The sequence below is a fragment of the Acinetobacter sp. GD03645 genome (assembly GCF_029845285.1).
GTDB lineage: Bacteria > Pseudomonadota > Gammaproteobacteria > Pseudomonadales > Moraxellaceae > Acinetobacter > Acinetobacter corruptisaponis.
The window spans coordinates 1-17861 of the sequence record NZ_JAOCLL010000025.1 but is presented as its reverse complement, the minus strand read 5'-3'; the positions used below and the strand labels follow the sequence as shown (position 1 = coordinate 17861).

Annotated in this window: 19 protein-coding genes; 10 read left to right on the top strand and 9 right to left on the bottom strand. The window is 44.2% G+C overall.

Going from position 1 to position 17861, the window contains the following annotated elements:
- Window positions 1–2: 2 nt before the first annotated feature.
- From N5J47_RS16380 to N5J47_RS16365, 4 genes are all read right to left on the bottom strand, one after another.
- Window positions 3–539 (bottom strand): M23 family metallopeptidase, encoded by a 537-nt coding sequence (locus N5J47_RS16380; protein ID WP_279961066.1) that lies wholly within the window; start codon window positions 537–539, stop codon window positions 3–5.
- A 37-nt stretch (window positions 540–576) separates the two neighbouring features.
- Window positions 577–1614, bottom strand: coding sequence for an A/G-specific adenine glycosylase (gene mutY, locus N5J47_RS16375; protein ID WP_279961065.1), 1038 nt, complete (start codon window positions 1612–1614; stop codon window positions 577–579).
- Window positions 1615–2249: 635 nt separating this feature from the next.
- On the bottom strand, window positions 2250–2987 hold the full coding sequence (locus N5J47_RS16370) for a dienelactone hydrolase family protein (protein WP_279961064.1): 738 nt from the start codon (window positions 2985–2987) through the stop codon (window positions 2250–2252).
- A gap of 152 nt (window positions 2988–3139) precedes the next feature.
- Window positions 3140–3298: a DUF1328 domain-containing protein gene (locus N5J47_RS16365; RefSeq protein ID WP_004656956.1), complete on the bottom strand. Its 159-nt coding sequence runs from the start codon at window positions 3296–3298 to the stop codon at window positions 3140–3142.
- Between the two features lie 184 nt (window positions 3299–3482).
- On the opposite strand from N5J47_RS16365, the gene N5J47_RS16360 reads away from it, so the two are divergent.
- The 4 genes from N5J47_RS16360 to N5J47_RS16345 all read left to right on the top strand — a co-directional run bounded on the left by N5J47_RS16360 (window position 3483) and on the right by N5J47_RS16345 (window position 7768).
- On the top strand, window positions 3483–3935 hold the full coding sequence (locus N5J47_RS16360) for a YcgN family cysteine cluster protein (RefSeq protein WP_279961063.1): 453 nt from the start codon (window positions 3483–3485) through the stop codon (window positions 3933–3935).
- 99 nt (window positions 3936–4034) lie between these two features.
- Window positions 4035–5198, top strand: a complete 1164-nt coding sequence (locus N5J47_RS16355; RefSeq protein ID WP_279961062.1) for a PQQ-dependent sugar dehydrogenase — start codon at window positions 4035–4037, stop codon at window positions 5196–5198.
- A gap of 25 nt (window positions 5199–5223) precedes the next feature.
- Window positions 5224–6411 carry a class C beta-lactamase gene (gene ampC, locus N5J47_RS16350; protein WP_279961061.1) on the top strand — a complete coding sequence of 396 codons (1188 nt, stop codon included), beginning with the start codon at window positions 5224–5226 and terminating at the stop codon, window positions 6409–6411.
- An 82-nt stretch (window positions 6412–6493) separates the two neighbouring features.
- Window positions 6494–7768: a replication-associated recombination protein A gene (locus tag N5J47_RS16345; RefSeq protein ID WP_279961060.1), complete on the top strand. Its 1275-nt coding sequence runs from the start codon at window positions 6494–6496 to the stop codon at window positions 7766–7768.
- Between the two features lie 38 nt (window positions 7769–7806).
- Here the strand turns inward: N5J47_RS16345 and N5J47_RS16340 are convergent, their stop codons facing one another.
- Window positions 7807–8643, bottom strand: coding sequence for a formate/nitrite transporter family protein (locus tag N5J47_RS16340; protein ID WP_267981374.1), 837 nt, complete (start codon window positions 8641–8643; stop codon window positions 7807–7809).
- Between the two features lie 100 nt (window positions 8644–8743).
- On the opposite strand from N5J47_RS16340, the gene N5J47_RS16335 reads away from it, so the two are divergent.
- The 3 genes from N5J47_RS16335 (at window position 8744) to N5J47_RS16325 (ending at window position 11956) form a co-directional block, all read left to right on the top strand.
- Window positions 8744–8902 (top strand): hypothetical protein, encoded by a 159-nt coding sequence (locus tag N5J47_RS16335; protein ID WP_279961059.1) that lies wholly within the window; start codon window positions 8744–8746, stop codon window positions 8900–8902.
- Between the two features lie 69 nt (window positions 8903–8971).
- Entirely contained in the window at window positions 8972–10090 is a 1119-nt protein-coding gene (locus tag N5J47_RS16330) for an acyltransferase (protein ID WP_279961058.1), read from the top strand.
- Between the two features lie 132 nt (window positions 10091–10222).
- The gene (locus N5J47_RS16325) at window positions 10223–11956 is read left to right on the top strand and encodes an amidohydrolase (RefSeq protein WP_279961057.1); all 1734 of its coding nucleotides are present in this window, start codon (window positions 10223–10225) and stop codon (window positions 11954–11956) included.
- Window positions 11957–12052: 96 nt separating this feature from the next.
- On the opposite strand, the gene purC is transcribed toward N5J47_RS16325, so the two are convergent.
- The 3 genes from purC to dapA are packed head-to-tail and all read right to left on the bottom strand — an operon-like array spanning window position 12053 to window position 14320.
- Window positions 12053–12772 (bottom strand): phosphoribosylaminoimidazolesuccinocarboxamide synthase, encoded by a 720-nt coding sequence (gene purC / locus N5J47_RS16320; protein WP_004679174.1) that lies wholly within the window; start codon window positions 12770–12772, stop codon window positions 12053–12055.
- A gap of 36 nt (window positions 12773–12808) precedes the next feature.
- On the bottom strand, window positions 12809–13411 hold the full coding sequence (locus N5J47_RS16315; RefSeq protein WP_279961091.1) for a lipoprotein-34 precursor (NlpB): 603 nt from the start codon (window positions 13409–13411) through the stop codon (window positions 12809–12811).
- A gap of 15 nt (window positions 13412–13426) precedes the next feature.
- Window positions 13427–14320 (bottom strand): 4-hydroxy-tetrahydrodipicolinate synthase, encoded by an 894-nt coding sequence (gene dapA / locus N5J47_RS16310; RefSeq protein ID WP_267981368.1) that lies wholly within the window; start codon window positions 14318–14320, stop codon window positions 13427–13429.
- 268 nt (window positions 14321–14588) lie between these two features.
- Here dapA and pncA point away from each other — a divergent pair, with 268 nt between their 5' ends.
- The 3 genes from pncA to N5J47_RS16295 all read left to right on the top strand — a co-directional run bounded on the left by pncA (window position 14589) and on the right by N5J47_RS16295 (window position 16631).
- Window positions 14589–15221, top strand: a complete 633-nt coding sequence (gene pncA / locus N5J47_RS16305; protein WP_279961056.1) for a bifunctional nicotinamidase/pyrazinamidase — start codon at window positions 14589–14591, stop codon at window positions 15219–15221.
- A gap of 90 nt (window positions 15222–15311) precedes the next feature.
- Entirely contained in the window at window positions 15312–15776 is a 465-nt protein-coding gene (locus N5J47_RS16300) for an Lrp/AsnC family transcriptional regulator (protein WP_267981366.1), read from the top strand.
- Between the two features lie 216 nt (window positions 15777–15992).
- Complete coding sequence (locus N5J47_RS16295) at window positions 15993–16631, top strand: YitT family protein (protein WP_279961055.1); 639 nt, start codon at window positions 15993–15995, stop codon at window positions 16629–16631.
- Window positions 16632–16836: 205 nt separating this feature from the next.
- Here the strand turns inward: N5J47_RS16295 and N5J47_RS16290 are convergent, their stop codons facing one another.
- Window positions 16837–17547 carry a hypothetical protein gene (locus N5J47_RS16290; protein ID WP_279961053.1) on the bottom strand — a complete coding sequence of 237 codons (711 nt, stop codon included), beginning with the start codon at window positions 17545–17547 and terminating at the stop codon, window positions 16837–16839.
- Window positions 17548–17861 lie beyond the last annotated feature (314 nt).

The following is a 17861-nucleotide window of genomic DNA, read 5'->3' as shown; positions in this document are numbered from 1 at the left end:
TCCTAACGTAAATATGGGTATGGATTGACTGCGCCACGCCCTTTGCCATTGAGATAAATGCCATAGTGTAAATGTGGGGCAGTGTGGCGGGCGTTGCCTGTATTGCCTACATAGCCAATCAGGTCCCCTTTGCGTACATAATCCCCGACACTGAGACCATGTTTGTGACCGTCCAGATGTGCATAATAATGCCATGAACCAGAAGGGCCAAGAATCCAGATCACCTTACCGCCTAGATTATTATTACGTAAATCAGCCACTAAGCCCTCAGTGGCACTATACACTCTGGTGCCACGCTCCGCCATGATGTCAATGCCTTCATGGTTGCGACCCTGACTTCGTGCCGCACCCCAGGTATCACGTAATTCATTGCGACTCACGCCCTTGACAGGAACAGGCAGGCGGCTGTCCAGACGCATCATTTTGAGCTTGTTCACCTGTGCATTGGGCAAGGGTACTGGTTTCTTTGGTGCAGTGGTACAGGCTGAAAGGATCAGCATCAATAGGGCAAGAACCGTATAGGAAATCGGGTAACGCACACAAACTCCTTGCGTTCGAATTTACAGCATGCAGGTTTTAGGCCTTTTGTTTTGCTGTAATCAATTTTTTCATGGCGGTTGGAATGCCTTTGGCAACCGCGGCTTCTGGAATGAGCCATATCCCATTCAGTTCAATGCTGAGCTGTTCTTTTTGGTCATGTTCCACGTGGAACAGTTTTTCATTGAGCAACCATGTGAAATGAGTGAAACTATGGCTAATCTGCAACGATGATACTTGAGCTTGCAGCTTAAAGTGCTGCTCAATCTGTTGTAATTCGGTTGCCTGCTCAATGATTGGCAGGCAATATAATCCGCCCCATAACCCATGTGCCTCACGTTGCTGCCATAACCATTGATCACCCGACTGGATCACAACCACATCAGCCGTCCTGACAGGAACAGGTTTCTTGGCTTTTTTAAAGGGCAGTTCCTGTTCAAGTCCTTGTTGATAGGCCTGACAATGTTGCTGCATCGGGCAGTACAGGCATAGGGGTTTTTTCGGGGTACAAATCGTTGCGCCCAAATCCATGATCGCCTGAGTATAGTCATGGTTGCGCTGTTCAGGGCAAAGCTGCTCGGCAATCTCCCATAGCTTGCGTTCATTTTGGGGTTTGGACAGGTCATCTTCGATGGCAAGGAAACGGGATAATACCCGTTTCACGTTGCCATCCATAATCACACCATATTGTCTTAAACCCAGCGACATCAGTGCGCCCGCAGTGGAGCGGCCAATGCCTGGAAGTTCGATCCATTGTTCCAGCATTTCTGGAAATTTGCCTTGCTGGCTGACGATGGCTGCGGCTTTATGCAGGTTGCGTGCGCGGGCATAGTAGCCTAGACCTGCCCAATAGGGTGCAACATCCTCCCAACTGGCCTGGCCTAAATTCTGTACAGTCGGAAATCGTTCAATAAAACGGTCAAAGTATTGCAGTACAGTTTTGACCTGTGTCTGTTGCAGCATGATTTCTGAGACCCAGACCTTGTAGGGGTCATCGGCAATTTGCCAAGGGAGGTCATGGCGACCATGTTGGTCGAACCATCTCAGGAGTGCATCAGAAAATGAAAAATCAGGCATGAATCAGCGTAGGGGCGAATTGCATTCGCCCAATCAATAAATGAGAGCAATGATTATAGCGGAAATAAGGTTAAGGCTCTAACTTAAACTCTCGTAAATATTTGCTGATATGAGTTAAAAACTTAAACTCTCGATAAGAGTCGCTGGTGCAAAGGCGGCATGGATGCCGCCCTCGTTGAGCTGTGGTAACAGGGATATACCATCAGCTCAATAGAGGAGTTTTGCCTACTTTTCATCCCTGAAAAGTAGGTCGTCGAAGACATATCCTGAAATTCGATGAGAATTCGGCATGACTCCGCTAAGTTTGCACTGCCTCATTTGTCTTTCAAAGTTTAGATGTTTACGTGTAGGCGATACCTTACTTTTGACGGGTCAAAAGTAACAAAAACCCTTTGTTGGACTGACATTACATCCATGTAATGCAGTCCAACAGGCGACATCCATGTCGCCTTTGCACGAGCAATGTTTTCGAGAGTTTGGATTTCGTATTTGCACGAGCAAATGTTTTCAAGAGTTTAGATTTCGGATTTGCACCAGCAAATGTTTTCGAAATTTTAAATATCAAAATGATGTTGATGATAATTTAAGTTAAAAAAAACAATCTGAGATAAATCATCTAATCCATGAATTACCGATTATTTTAAATGCTTATCTAACAACTCATACATGGCTTCAAGACCTTGACGTTCAGCCTCTGCGTTATAGCCTAAGTTAACATTATTGGCCTTGGCACGCTCATCAGCAAGTGGATTACTAAAACCGTGTTTGGCATCCTCAAAAATAATCACCTCATGGTCCACTTCTGCATCATGCATTTCCTGACGGAAATTCGCCACATCATCCAGTGTCACCATGCTGTCCAGTTCGCCATGCAATACCAGAATCTCGGCTTTCACCTTACCTTTTTCGGCAGGTGCTTTTGGACTTAAGATCGCATGGAAAGTTGCCACTGCTGCTAAATCTGCGCCAGAGCGTGCCAGATCAAGCACCACCTTGCCCCCATAACAGAAACCGATTGCAGCCAGCTTTTCAGCATTGACTTCTGGTTGCGCTGCTAAAATATCCAAGCCTGCTTGTGCACGGTTGACAATGGTGTCTGGCTGCTCAAAGGTCTGGTTCATCCATTCTGAGGCCTGGGGTACAGCCGTGGTGACTTTTTTGTCACCATACATATCAATTGCCAGCGCAGCAAAGCCATGCTCGGCCAACTCACGGGCGCGCTGTTCCGTATAGGCATTACGGCCCCACCATTCAGGTGCGACAATTACACCCGCAACAGGTTGATCTGTAACAGGTGCAGCAAAATATCCAATAAGGCGTTGGCCATCTGGAGCGGTATATTCAATTTCACGGGTATTGACTGCAAAGCTCATTCTGTAATCCTGATCTATATTTTTAGAATGCATTGATTAAAACATAAAAATAGCAGTTTGCTTGGAGGAAAATAAATAGAAACATGATTTTTATCAATAAAAAAAGAAGAATACGGAGATTCTTCTTTTTTTATTATTTGATGATGTATTTGCTAGACTTTGCCTCTGGACAAGAAACCAACGATTGCCAAAATAACGGCAACCACCAATAAAATTACAGCAAAATCTTTGGATAAGCCTGCAACGCCACCGAAACCTAACAGACTGGCGATCAATGCAATCACAGCAAAAATAATGGCCCAACGGAACATATTGTGTCCTCCTAATTTTTCATTATTTTTCCACTATAGCGTGTGTTTTTTGCTGGAAATGTGGTGTTTCTGTGGTCTGAATGTTTAATAGATAAAGAATTGTTAATGAACAGATCACTACGGTAGCTTATCAAGGCCTTGGGCAATGTTATAATCAGGCCAAACAGGAACTGAAAAACTGCCTATGTCGTCTGAGCTCCGTCCAAACTTCTGGAAACACTATCCGCTTGACCAGCTTAACCTGGCTGAATGGGAAGCCCTATGCGATGGTTGTGGTTTGTGCTGTCTGGTCAAGCTTGAGGATGAGGACACTGCTGAGGTGGCCTATACCAAGGTGGCATGTAAATTACTGGACTGTAAAACGGCACGCTGTTCAGATTATCCAAACCGCCAGCAACAGGTGCCTGACTGTATCCAGCTCACACCAGAACGCTTGCAGACCATTTCATGGCTGCCCCCAAGCTGTGCTTACCGTCGCTTAAAGGAGGGGAAAAACCTGCCCTCCTGGCATTACCTGAACACAGGCTCACGCCAGAGTGTGATCAAGGCGAAGAAATCGGCAGCTGGACGTTGTATTTCAGAAGATGAAGTCGATCAGGAACAGATAGAGGACTATATTGTGCGCTGGGTGCGTTAAGCACAAATTTAACGGTTGGTATTTGATAAAGCAACATTTTTACAGCATTGTTATTGGCTGATCTCCGTAAAATAAATTGTATAAACAGGGAGATAGACAATGAATAAATTGATCATGACGCCTTTGCTGTGTAGCGGTTTTTTATTTTTGCTGGCCTGTGGTTCCAATGAAACCAATTCCAAAACCCCTGAACAGGAGGTAGCACAGGCAAATACTCAAAATACGATTAGCCAGAGCTATCATGTTGAAACGGTTGCCCAATTCAATGAGCCGTGGGCCATCACCAGCTTGCCTGACCAGCGTCTATTGATTACAGAGCGTAAGGGACAATTAAAATTATTCGATCCAAATACCAAAAGCATTGTCAATGTCAGTGGTGTTCCTGCGGTGAGTTATGGCGGGCAGGGTGGTTTGGGTGATGTGATTTTACATCCCGATTTTCAAAATAATCACTGGCTTTATCTCAGCTACGCCAGCAAGGGACAGGGTGGTTACGGAGCTGTCATTTCACGGGCAAAGCTGGATTTATCCAATCCTGCACAGCCAAAACTGACGGACTTGAAAACCATTTGGCAACAGGTGCCAAAAGTCTCAGGACAAGGGCATTATGGACATCGCATGCTGTTTGGGCCTGATGGAAAATTGTGGGTCAGTTCAGGAGAGCGGCAAAAGTTTGATCCTGCACAGGATATGAGTAGTAATTTAGGCAAGATTCTGCGTCTGAATGAGGATGGTACACCAGCACAGGATAATCCATTTATCCAGCAAGGTGGCGTGAGTGCTGAGATCTGGTCACTGGGTCATCGTAATCCATTGGGTATGGCTTTTGATCCACAGGGTCAGCTTTGGGTGGTGGAAATGGGGCCAAAAGGTGGCGATGAGCTAAACCGTATTGTCAAAGGGGAAAATTATGGCTATCCAATGGTTTCCAATGGTAATCATTATTCAGGCTTGCCGATTCCTGACCACCATACCCGACCAGAGTTCAAGGCGCCTGAGATTGACTGGACGCCTGTCATTTCACCCTCCAGTCTGATGATTTATACAGGCAATCAATTTCCCTTGTGGCAACAGAAAGCCCTGATTGGCGGCTTGTCCTCCGAAGCCATTATTGTGGTTGACCTAAACGCCAAGCCTGTCAGGGAAGTGCAGCGACTGGACATGAAACAGCGTATTCGTGGCCTGCATCAGGCACAGGATGGTTCAATCTGGGTGATTGAAGATGGACCGAAAGCGAAACTACTGAAACTGAGTGCCAAATAAACCTGAACTTAAAGTGAAATGATGAATGAATAAATTAAACAATCACCTGATGAATCGAAAAAAACTGTTCCTATGTACCATAATGCTGTGTTGCAGTTCCTCTATTTGGGCGCAGCCGTTAAATGAACAGCGGGTTCAGGACATTGTGGATCAGCAATTTAAACCTTTATTAGAACAATACAAGATTCCAGGCTTGGCTGTTGGCGTGACCCTGAATGGGCAACATTATTTTGTCAATTATGGTGTGGCATCTAAACAAAACCAGCAACCCGTCAGTAACAGTACCCTGTTTGAACTGGGTTCGGTCAGCAAAACTTTTAATGCCACTTTGGCGGGCTATGCACAGGCAACGGCAAAGCTTTCTCTTTCAGATCATCCTGCCACATACTTTCCTGAACTGAAAAATACCGCTGTAAATCGGGCGACTTTACTCAATCTTGGGACGTATACGGCAGGCGGATTTCCCCTGCAATTTCCTGATGAGGTTGTGCAACCACAGGATATGCTCAAGTATTTCCAGACTTGGAAGACAAAAACCAAAATTGGTGCAGCACGGCAATATTCCAATCCAAGTATTGGCTTGATGGGCTATGTCACGGCTTTGGCAATGAAAAAGTCCTATACCGAACTGATTGAAAAAACACTTTTTCCGCAACTGGGCATGACTCAAAGTTTTATTGATGTGCCTGAACAGCAGATGTCACACTATGCATGGGGCTATAAAAATGATCAGCCAATCCGTGTCTCAGCAGGCATGTTTGATGCCGAAGCCTATGGTGTAAAAAGCAGCAGCTCAGATATGTTGAAATTTCTGGATGCCCAGATCAATTCTCAGCAGTTAAAAACGCCTATGCGTAAAGCGATTGAACATACTCATGTGGGTTATTTTAAGGTCGGTGCCATGACCCAAGGGTTGGGTTGGGAGCAATATCATTATCCTGTAAAACTGGAAACGCTATTACAGGGTAATTCCAGCAAAATGGCGTTGCAAAGCCATGTGGTTACACCGATCAAACAGCCAAAGATTGCCCCAGCCACAACTTGGTTCAATAAAACAGGTGCCACCAATGGTTTTGCGAGTTATGTTGCCTTTATTCCCCAGCAAAAAATCGGCATCGTGATGCTGGCCAATACCAATTTTCCTAATGAAGCACGCATTAAAGCCAGTTATCAGGTGGTACAGCAACTGATTCAGGCAAACAGTGCGCAATAGAATGACGCAGGCATGCAGATTCAAATTGTAGATTTGTGCCAGACGCAATAGACTAGGATAAAACAGCAGAAAGCCCTTGATAATGTCAGATACGCATATTCCACTTCCTGAACGCTTACGTCCCCGTGATTTATCCGAAATCATCGGGCAGGATCATTTGCTGGGTGAACATGCACCCTTGCGTCAGATGATTGATCAGGGACATCTGCCATCGATTATTTTCTGGGGGCCGCCAGGGGTGGGTAAAACCACGATTGCCTTGTTATTGGCGCAGGCAGTGGACCGTCCTTTCATTAGCCTGTCTGCATTGAATACAGGCGTGAAAGAATTGCGTGAAGTGATTGCTGAAAGTGGTGATCTGCTTACGCCTGTGGTGTTTATTGACGAGATTCACCGTTTTAATAAATCACAGCAGGACGCCTTGCTGGGTGCGGTGGAGAAAGGCAAAATTACCCTGATAGGGGCCACCACTGAAAATCCATCCTTTGAGGTTAATAGTGCCTTATTGTCCCGTTGTCAGGTCTATACCCTGAACAGTCTGGATGCGGATGCGATTCAAACCCTGATCAATAGGGCGATTCAAACTGATTCATTTTTAAAACAACGTCATATCCAGATTGAGGAATATGATGCCTTGGTTCAGTTTGCCGCAGGCGATGCCCGCAAGGCACTCAACCTGATTGACCTGATTGCCAGTACCTTTGAGCCCGATATTGAAAATATCGTGACCAATGCGATTGTGGTCAAGGTGGCACAGCAGAATATTGCCCGTTATGACAAGTCAGGCGAGCAGCACTACGACATTATCTCAGCATTTATCAAGTCGATTCGGGGCAGTGATCCAGATGCAACGCTGTACTGGATGGCACGTATGCTGAAAGGTGGCGAAGACCCTGTGTTTATCGCCCGTCGCATGCTGATCGCGGCTTCAGAAGACATTGGCAATTCCAACCCCAATGCCTTGTTGCTGGCAGGCGAATGTTTTCGTTCGGTGCAGGCGGTGGGTATGCCAGAAGCACGGATAATTCTGGGACAATGTGCGGTGTATCTGGCCACCAGCCCGAAAAGTAACAGTACCTATTTAGCCATCAATCGCGCGCTGGAACTCGCAGAAAAAACTGCGAATTTGCCTGTGCCTTTACATTTGCGCAATGCACCGACCAAGTTGATGAAACAGCAGGGCTATGGCGTGGATTATCTTTATCCACACAATTTCCCAGAGCATTTTGTGATGCAGGAATATTTGCCGGCTGAGTTAAAAGGCACCAAGCTGTATGAATCTGCCAGAAACAAGCGTGAAGTTGAGGGCGAACGTTTGCAGCAACGTCGTTGGCAGCAGGAACAGCAGCAACAATAAGCTGTCATTGCATCAGCTTAAATTTAGCAGCGATCATGCTATTCCAGTTCTTCAGTCACCTGACCATAAATCAGTAGAGTGAACACGCCTGTACCACCAATAATATTGCCAATGGTGGTTGGAATCAGGAAAGTAAACAGATATTGACCAATGGAGGCATCTCCCTGCCAGACCAGATAGGACATTTCGGTGGAGCCGACCACGACATGAGTAAAGTCACCCAGCCCGATCAGGTAGGTCATAAAAAAGATCAACAGGAATTTATTGCTGACTGAGGGTAACATCCAGACCAGAGCCGCGATTAATAGTCCTGACATAATACCTTTCAGCACGTTCTGGGTTGCAGAAAAGGATGCAACATGGTGTGCCAGCTCATCCAGCGCCTCGTCAATATCTGGATTAAACAGGTCAGTGGTCAGGAAAAATAAACTCGCCAATCCTGTTCCAATCACATTGCAGAGGATCACAATTCCCCACAAGCGTCCCACCGCCCTTAATTTATCAAGACTAAACGGCTTAAATAAAGGCACGACAGTGGTGATGGTATTTTCGGTAAACAGTTGCATGTGCCCCAAAATAGCGATGAGGAATCCAATGGTATAACCAACATTGGTGATTAAATCGGTCCAGGCCGCATCAATCGGGATATAGGATGCGATGATGGCCTTGAATACAAATGAAAAACTCATGACCAAACCTGCGGTAATCCCTGAAAAGATCAGTGCAACCGTTGGACGATCCAGTTCTTCCGCCCCATCACGGCGGATAATTTCATAGACCAGACGGGGCGACAGCTTTTCATGTTCTTCAACCGCCATTTTTTCACGCCAGCTTAGGGTCTGGTCAACCTTTTCCTGTTCTACTTTATGATCCATAAGCTTTACTCCTCACTGAGTAGATAATTTATATTTCTTGTTTTGATTTATTGTTAAGGCAGTGTTCATGATAAATCCAGCCTGTTCCTAACAGCTTTATGTGTCTTTTTATAAATTGTATGGTAAAGCGGGCAGTCAGGAGGCAAAAATCTTGCATCAACAAGGGCAGTCAGTCAGACAGGAAAGCCAGAGACAAGGGGCGATGGAGAGTGTTGGAGTATATAAAAATAACGAGTGGTGGGGTCACATTATTTTGTAAGCGCCCCCTAGACAGGTCAGTGAAAAGGTCGCATCATCGCCGTTTATCACGGATGAGAAAGTTCCATCAATGTCCACCCAAAAAATTAATGCTGCGGAAAGTATTCGGGGCCTTGCCTGCCTTGCGGTGGTGCTGTCACACCTGTCGCTGACATTCTTTCCACAACTGCATAATTTTGGTGAAAGTGCGGTTCCGCAATATGCTTTTTTCGCCCAGTTGCATAACTCACCGCTGGCATTTTTCTATTCAGGAACAGGCGCGGTTTTTGTGTTTTTTGTCCTGAGTGGTTATGTGCTGAGCCTGTCCAGTTTAAACAAGCCCAATGCAACTGAGCGATTAAAAAAGTCATTGCTCAAGCGTTATCCCCGTTTGGCGATTCCCGCCTTTGTTTCCTGTGTGATTGCCTATCTGGTCTGTTATGTGCCTGTTGATGTTTCCCATGTCTCGGAATGGGGGGCTGCCTTGGCCAATCCAGATCCCAAACTTTCCACTGCCCTGTATGAGGGAAGCATTGGCGCATTTCTATTTGGGGATTCCAGCTATAACTGGGTACTATGGACCATGCAGATTGAATTGCTGGGTTCACTGGTGATTTATCTGGGCAGTTATTTTTATAGCAAATTGCCCATTCTATGCGGCCTGTTCCTGATCATCAGTATGGGTATAGCCTATATGATCTCGCAAACGGTATTGCTTGGCATCATCAGTTTTATTCTGGGGATGGGGCTATTTTTATATGCGGTTGAGCTAAGTACTGTTGTTTCAGTACTGTTGTTTATTCTTGGACTGTATTTTTGCGGGGCGCATAACAGCAGCTTAAGTTACCAGTTGTTTACCCAGTTTCTGGGTGAGCAGACCTATGACTATTTAAATTTTCTCGGGGGCTTCTTTATTGTTTACGCGGTTCTGAAAAGTAGATGGTTGGCGCATTTTTTTGATCATGGTTTCCTTGTTCTCTTAGGCAAGCTATCCTTTTCAATTTACCTGATCCATCTGGCAATCCTGTATGCGCTGGGAATTCCATTCTTTAACCTACTGTATGGGCAATTGGGTTGGTCTTATTTAAATGCGGGACTATGGGCAAGTCTTTTTACCGTGATCATGAGTATTGTTTTGGCATATCCGTATAGCCGTTATGTGGATGATGCGGCAATCAAGGTGTCAAATAAACTGGCAAAAATATTTTAATTTCTGGGTACGATATAAAAGTTTTAAGGTCCGAAAGTTTAACAAACAATACAAAAATAATGGATTAAGCCTTTTTATTGGCAAAAGAATACGTTTTAATCATAAAGGCATAATAAAAATATGGTTTTTTATATGAATCTTATTCATTTCAACAGAATGGTTCAGGTATCACTCTGGTCACTGGCTTTTTCTGGCTGTACAACAATAAAAACACCGACAACCGCAACAGAGCAATTATTTTATGGTGGCTCGATTCTAACGATGGAGGGAATGCAGCCTCAATATGCTGAAGCGCTGCTGATTAAGGATGGAAAGATCCGTTTTGTCGGTTCAAGGCAACAGGCTGAAACTCATGCGGATCCAAAAGTCCAATATATTGATTTAAAGAATAAAACGCTCCTCCCCAGCTTCATTGATGCCCATAGCCATGTGAATATGGTGGGCTTTCATCAAATGGTCGCCAATCTTTATCCCTTGCCTGATGGTCAGGTTGCAGATATTGATTCGCTGGTTAAGGTTTTGACTCAGTGGAAAGCGCAAAATCCAGCCCTGATTAAAACAATGGGTGGCTGGATTTTAGGCAATGGCTATGATGATGCACAATTGTCTGAACAGCGTCATCCCACTGCCAATGATCTAGACCGCGTGTCAAAAGACCAGCCCGTGATGATTTTGCATCAATCAGGCCATTTGGCTTCTGTAAACCATAAGGCCTTGGAACTGTTAAAGATCAATGCAAATACACCCAATCCAGCAGGTGGGGTGATTCGCCGTGAAGCCAACTCTAATGCTCCGAATGGGGTTTTGGAAGAGTCCGCTTTATTTACTGCAATTGGCTCAATCTTTAAAGATGTACCGCCAGCCGTGATGTTCCAGATTGCACAAAAAGGCATTGATGCCTATGTGAGGAATGGCTTTACCACCGTGCAGGAGGGACGTGCAGATCAGGGCAGCACGGAAATGTGGCATGCCTTGGCTAAACAAAACCAGTTGCCGATTGATGTGGTGTCCTATCCAGACATTACCACCAGTCAGGACTATATGCTGAAGCAGGGTAGTTCCCTGCATTATGACCATCATTTTCGTATTGGTGGGGTTAAAATCAGTCTGGATGGTTCACCTCAGGGTAAAACCGCATGGCTGACACAGCCGTATCTGATTCCGCCTGAGGGTAAAGATAAAAGCTATGCAGGTTATCCAGCCATAAAGGATGATCAACAGGTCAATCAATACATCAATTTAGCCTTTAAGCAGGGTTGGCAGGTACTCGCCCATGCCAATGGTGATGCTGCGATTGACCAGTTTATTGGTGCGGTAAAGGATGCCACAGCGAAACAGGGGCAGGCGGATCGTAGAAGTGTATTGATCCACTCCCAAACCATTCGTGATGATCAGCTAGACCAGTTAAAGGCACTGGATATTATTCCCTCATTCTTTTCTCTACATACCTTTTATTGGGGAGACTGGCACCGTCAGCAAACGCTGGGCGAGACAAGGGCAGCACATATTTCCCCAACAGCAACCGCCTTGCACAAGAAGCTTATTTTTACTGAGCACCACGATGCACCTGTTGTTCCACCGAACAGCATGATGATGCTGGATGCCACGGTGAATCGTGTGACTCGTAGTGATTATGTTTTAGGTGCTGATGAGCGAATTAGCCCTTACCTTGCACTCAAGTCCATGACCGACTGGGCCGCCTATCAGTATTTTGAGGACAAAACAAAGGGAACACTGAGCTCTGGGAAATTAGCCGATCTTGTGATTCTGGATCGTGACCCACTCAAGGTCCCGCCGAGGGAAATCAAGAATATCAGGATTCTGGCAACCTATAAGGAAGCAAAACTGATCTATCAGAATGAGTAAACCCATTCAGTTGATACACGATTCATGTGCATAAAAACTAAAAAAACCAGCCTAAATGGCTGGTTCTTTATATGAAAACTTAAGCTTTATAGGAGCTTAGATATCATCTAGGTTGATGCCCAAACGTGCAGCAACTTCTTCATAGGCTTCAACCACACCGCCTAAACCCTGACGGAAACGGTCTTTATCCAGTTTTTTCTTGGTGTCTTTATCCCATAAACGGCAACCGTCTGGAGAGAACTCATCACCCAGTACAATGCGGTCATGGAACACACCAAACTCAAGCTTGAAGTCAACCAGAATCATGTTGCCCGCGTCGAACAATGCCTTAAGCACATCATTGACTTGGTAAGTGAGTTCTTTCATCTTTTCAAGCTGTTCAGCATTCGCCCAACCCAAGGCAATCGCCTGAGACTCGTTCACCATTGGATCGCCAAGCGCATCGTCCTTAAAGAACAATTCGAAAGTTGGCGGTGTCAGTTCCTTGCCTTCCTCAACACCCAAGCGACGGCACAGTGAACCCGCCGCGTAGTTACGAATCACACATTCAACTGGGATCATCTGGAGTTTCTTAACCAGCACTTCAGTTGGAGAAAGCAGTTTTTCAAAATGCGTCTCAATGCCAGCTTCAGCCAGTTTTTCCATGATAAAGGCGTTAAAACGGTTGTTGACCTTGCCTTTACGATCTAGTTGTTCGATTTTTTCGCCATTGAACGCAGAGGCATCATCACGAAAGACTAAAATCAGGTGGTCAGCATGATCTGTTTCATAGACAGATTTTGCTTTACCAGTATAGAGCAAGGTTTGTTTTAACATGGGGGAACCTTTATTTAGAAAATGCCTAGTCAACCACTAGGCTGGCCAATTTTGGTAAATCTGGGTTAACACTTCCGTTGCAGTGGCTTGGTCCGCAAAGGTGGTGTCAAGTTTAAACAGGGCAACAGTGTTGCTTGTGCCTACGGCAGAGAGCTTGAGCAGGTAGTTCTGGTCGCCTACCTTGATGGTTGCCTCATAACCATTGTCCGCCTGTGAAACCACCTTGTAGTTGAGGCTGCTCAAGGTTGCAAAGGTATACTGCCAGGCGGTTGCGGTTGGCCCGTCTACCTTAAGCAGTGGATTCTTGTTGCCATCCATCACCAGTTGTGGACGACCTAAAGTCGCAGTTGTGTTTGCAGCGGGATTGCCTGAACTCTGCATTGCCTCTGGACGGGGAAGCGCATAACGGTTGCCCGTCTTGTTTACGAAGTTTGGCGCATGCTCGATGGCAAGCGCGTCAACCGTAGGAGCTGGATACAATGGTGTGAATGGTCTGACCGTTGCATTCTCAGGGAATTTGAGAGGTTCAAGTGCCTGCGCCTTTTTATAATCCAGAGAATGGTTATTCAGGGCAAAACGACCACAACCAGCCAAACTTAAAGCTGAAATGACCAGGACAACACCAAGACGTAATTGCATCATAAATTGCTCGTATTAAATAATTCCCGCAACTTTTAAACCATTGCGAAGAGGTTCACGATATTGTTCCGCAAGCGGGGTCAAAGGCAGGCGAATGCCTGTGCCCATGTAGCCCATCTCATGCAACGCCCATTTCACAGGAATTGGGTTTGATTCGCAAAACAAAATATTGTGTAGATTTGCAATTTGCTGATTCAGGTCTTGCGCTTTTGCCTGCTCTCCCGCCAGTGCGGCCTCACAAACATCGCTCATCTGTTTAGGCGCAACATTTGCGGTGACGGAAATATTGCCTTTGGCACCCAGCAAAATCAGTTCCCATGCGGTTGGGTCATCACCTGAATAAACCGCCATCTTGCCGTTTAGGCCATCAATGAGTGCCTTGCCACGGGGAATGTCACCTGTTGCATCCTTGATACCAACGATGTTCTTGACATCGGCAAGGCGGATCACCGTCTCATTCTGCATGTCTACACCAGTACGGCCTGGAACATTGTAAAGGATCTGTGGAATATCAACCGCTTCAGCAATGGCTTTATAGTGCTGGTATAAGCCTTCCTGCGTCGGTTTATTATAATAAGGCGTGACCAAAAGCGCTGCATCAGCGCCCACATCTTTTGCTGCCTGAGTCAGTTCAATCGCTTCACGTGTCGAATTCGCACCTGTTCCAGCAATGATCGGAATGCGTTTATTGGCAACGCGGATCACCTCCTGAATGACCTTGATATGTTCTTCCATACTCAAAGTTGAGGCTTCGCCTGTTGTGCCGACAGCGACAATGCTATGTGTGCCTTGCTGGATGTGCCACTCAACAAGCTTCTCAAGACTCTTCCAATCCACACCACCATCTTCAAACATAGGGGTAACGATTGCGACAATTGAGCCTTGAATATTCTGTGCTAGCTGAGTCATTTTAAAAAAATATCCTATTTTCCCATCCGAATTTGAAGTGAATAAAAAACGAAATAATGGATGGTTGCAGTATTTTGATTGGTCATTCAGCAATGAGCTTGGTTGAATGACAATTATGCAAATTATGACTGATCGAGCGCATAAGAACAATATGCTTTAGTCAAACTGTGGAAAACTTTAATTCATCTCGATAAAAATTCAGGGAACAGTGGCGGGAAAGCCAGCAGCAGGGTAAGGTAAAAACAGCAGCTTAAGGTTGAATTATAAAATGCAGAAACATTCCAGACATAGCGCATTGATCGTGGTCGATGTCCAAAATGGCTTTACGCCAGGCGGCAATCTGGCGATCGCCGATGCGGACCAGATTATTCCATTGATTAACCAGTTGGCGCAGCAGTTCGATACGGTTGTGCTGACACAGGACTGGCATCCTGAACAGCATATTTCCTTTGCGGAAAACCATAAGGATAAAATGCCCTTTGAAACGGTTGAACTGGCTTATGGTACGCAGGTGCTATGGCCAAAACACTGTGTGCAGGGCAGCCATGATGCTGAATTTCATCCCCGCCTAAATATTCCAGCCGCGCAGCTGATTATCCGTAAGGGCTTTCATCCAGATATTGATAGCTATTCCGCCTTTATGGAGGCTGATCGCAAGACACCCACAGGTCTCAATGGCTATTTAAAGGAACATCAGGTGGATACCGTTTATATTGTTGGAATTGCCACGGACTTCTGTGTGGCATGGACGGCTTTGGATGCTGTACATTTTGGCTTTAAAACCTATGTGGTTGAGGATGCCTGTAAGGCGATTGACCTGAATGGCTCACTGCAAAAGGCCTGGCAGGAAATGTCTGGGCAGGGGGTTCAGCGGATACAGTCATCCAACCTGCTTACCTAGGCTTGTGACGGCTGTGCTAAAAACGTAAACTTTTGTTCACGAGTAAATGCCTTATTGTATTTGCGGACTAGAACAGTAATAGAGAGTGTTATGACTGAAGAAATAGATGATTTTGACCGCAAAATTATTCATCACCTCCAGTTTAATGGGCGTTTGGCCAATCAGGAACTCGCTGAGTTGGTGGGATTGTCCACTTCCCAGTGTTCACGCCGTCGGATTAACCTCGAACAGAAGAAAATTATCACAGGCTATTATGCACAGATTGCCCTGGATGCCGACCCAACCCCGATTATGGGGATTATTGAGGTGAAATTGCAGAATTATAATGATGCAACCCATGATCGTTTTGTTGAGTTTCTTTTGCATGAACCCGCAGTTAAAGATATTCATAAACTCACGGGCAGTTATGATTTTGTACTCAAAGTTGCGGTCAAGAGTTTGGATGAAATGGTGAAATTAATTGGTACTTTGTCATCCAGTAACTTTGGAGTCAGTAATTTAAATACATCTATTGTTTTAGAAAAATTAAAGGAAAATGGCATTGCGATTAAATAATAAATACTTTGCTGCCCTTGTAACGCCAGTCAAGATAACGCTATCACAACGCAACCTTTGTGTATTCTAGTGTGTTATTTTAATTATAAATTGCATTTATGATAAAAATATAATAATAAATTGCGTAAAAGCCATAAAAATGATCAAATATATCAATCCGCATCCCTATTCAGGATGCTCTCCCTGCTGTTGTCTTCTTTCTTGAGTTATGCCGTTATGAGTACTGATCAACATGTATCTTTGCTAAGCCCAGCCGTGCCTGTGGTAGACCAACACTCAAGAGTGGAGGATGTTCTGGCGATGTTGATTGGAACATTCATTTTATCGTTTGCCATGACCCTGTTGCAGCAGGCAGGCATTATGACAGGTGGAACAGCAGGGTTATCATTGTTGATTCACTACATCACTGACATCAAGTTTGGCGTGTTATTTTTCCTGATCAACATTCCATTTTACTATTTTGCCTATAAAAAGATGGGTATTGCCCTTGTGGTGAAAACCTTTGTTGCGGTGGCATTACTGGCTGGGTTTACGGAAACCATTCCCCATTTCTTTCAGTTGTCAGAGGTCAATCCAATCTATGCCACGATTTTTGCCAATATGCTGATGGGAGTAAGTTTCCTGATCCTGTTTCGGCATCGTTCAAGTCTGGGTGGCATCAACCTGCTTGCGCTGTATTTGCAGGAACATTTCAAGATCCCAGCTGGAAAGGTACAGATGGGAATTGATGTGGCGATCTTATTAACGTCACTGTTTTTTGTGGACTGGAAACTGGTTTTAATTTCTATTTTAGGTGCGGTAATCCTGAATTCAATTATTTTGCTAAATCATAAAAACAGCCGCTATGTGGCATAAAATAAATTTTTAATTGAAATGATGGTAAAGGATAGAAGAAAGGCGAACCTGTGTTTGAACAATAAAGTTGTAAACTTATGATTTAATAAAATCAATGAGTTAAAAATTTCATACCATTCAATTTTTACATTAAAGTCTTAAACTAAGTTTAAGACTTTAATTTTCCATTTAACAATATAGTTGTAAACTAAAAATGCCTACTTGATCAGAGGCCAATCTTCTTTTCCAACTTTGCTAAAAGCTTTAGTTCTTTAGGTTCTAAAGAACTTTGTTGATCAAGTAGCCTACCCCACATAACAATATCTGATTGTATACTGGCACAGATCCAAGCATTAGGGCTAGTGTCATTTTTTCGAATTACTTTAAAGCCCATATGTAGTGCTGCACAAATAAAGGCTCCATTTGACACATATACATTATCAAAGTGGTTCAACTGACGGTGGTAGTATTCAACGCTATGTTTAAATGTATAACTACTTAGATTGTAGCGAGTAGCTTTTATTTTTTTCAGATGCTGTAGATACATACAGCATCGCTGGCATTCATCAAGCGCTTTTTTTAGGCTTTCTCTATTCTTTTTAAAATTTTGAAGATATTCAGCTTTAGAGTCCTGAAACGTATACCGTTTATAAAAAGATTCATGGTATGAGTCAGAGTGGCCAAAGCCGTTATAGTCTAGTAGAGGTTCTTGCTCCAGAATTCTTTCAATATCAGCCAATGTAATTAAATGATTTAATGAGTCTGATTTTTTTTGAAGTTGCGCCATTGCTAAAGCCCATGGCTTATTCATTTCTTTGAAAGAAATTACATCAAGTGCATCAGTTTGTGTTTTTACTTGTTCACTTTTGACAAGTTCTTTGGCACGTTTTTTTGCTCTCTGAACAGATAATCCTGATGGGAAAACTAAGTTTTGCATAAGTACTAACCTTATAGCTCGCCATTTTCATTGTGCAGCCCACATCACCCTTATGGCATATAATAAGGATAGAAATATTCATCTCAAGACGAGAAATATACATTATCGCAAGGGGATATTCGCCAACTCAACTAAAATTGAGCGGTGGACTGACTAGCATAGTATCGATGCTTGATATCAAATTAATGTCCAAACAAGTAAATGTCAAAATATTTTTAATATGGAATAAAAAAGAGTTCTTTTGAAATCTTTTTTAGGATATGAAATTTTTTTAATTTTTTATTTAACTTTAGATAGGGTGTATAGACTATGAA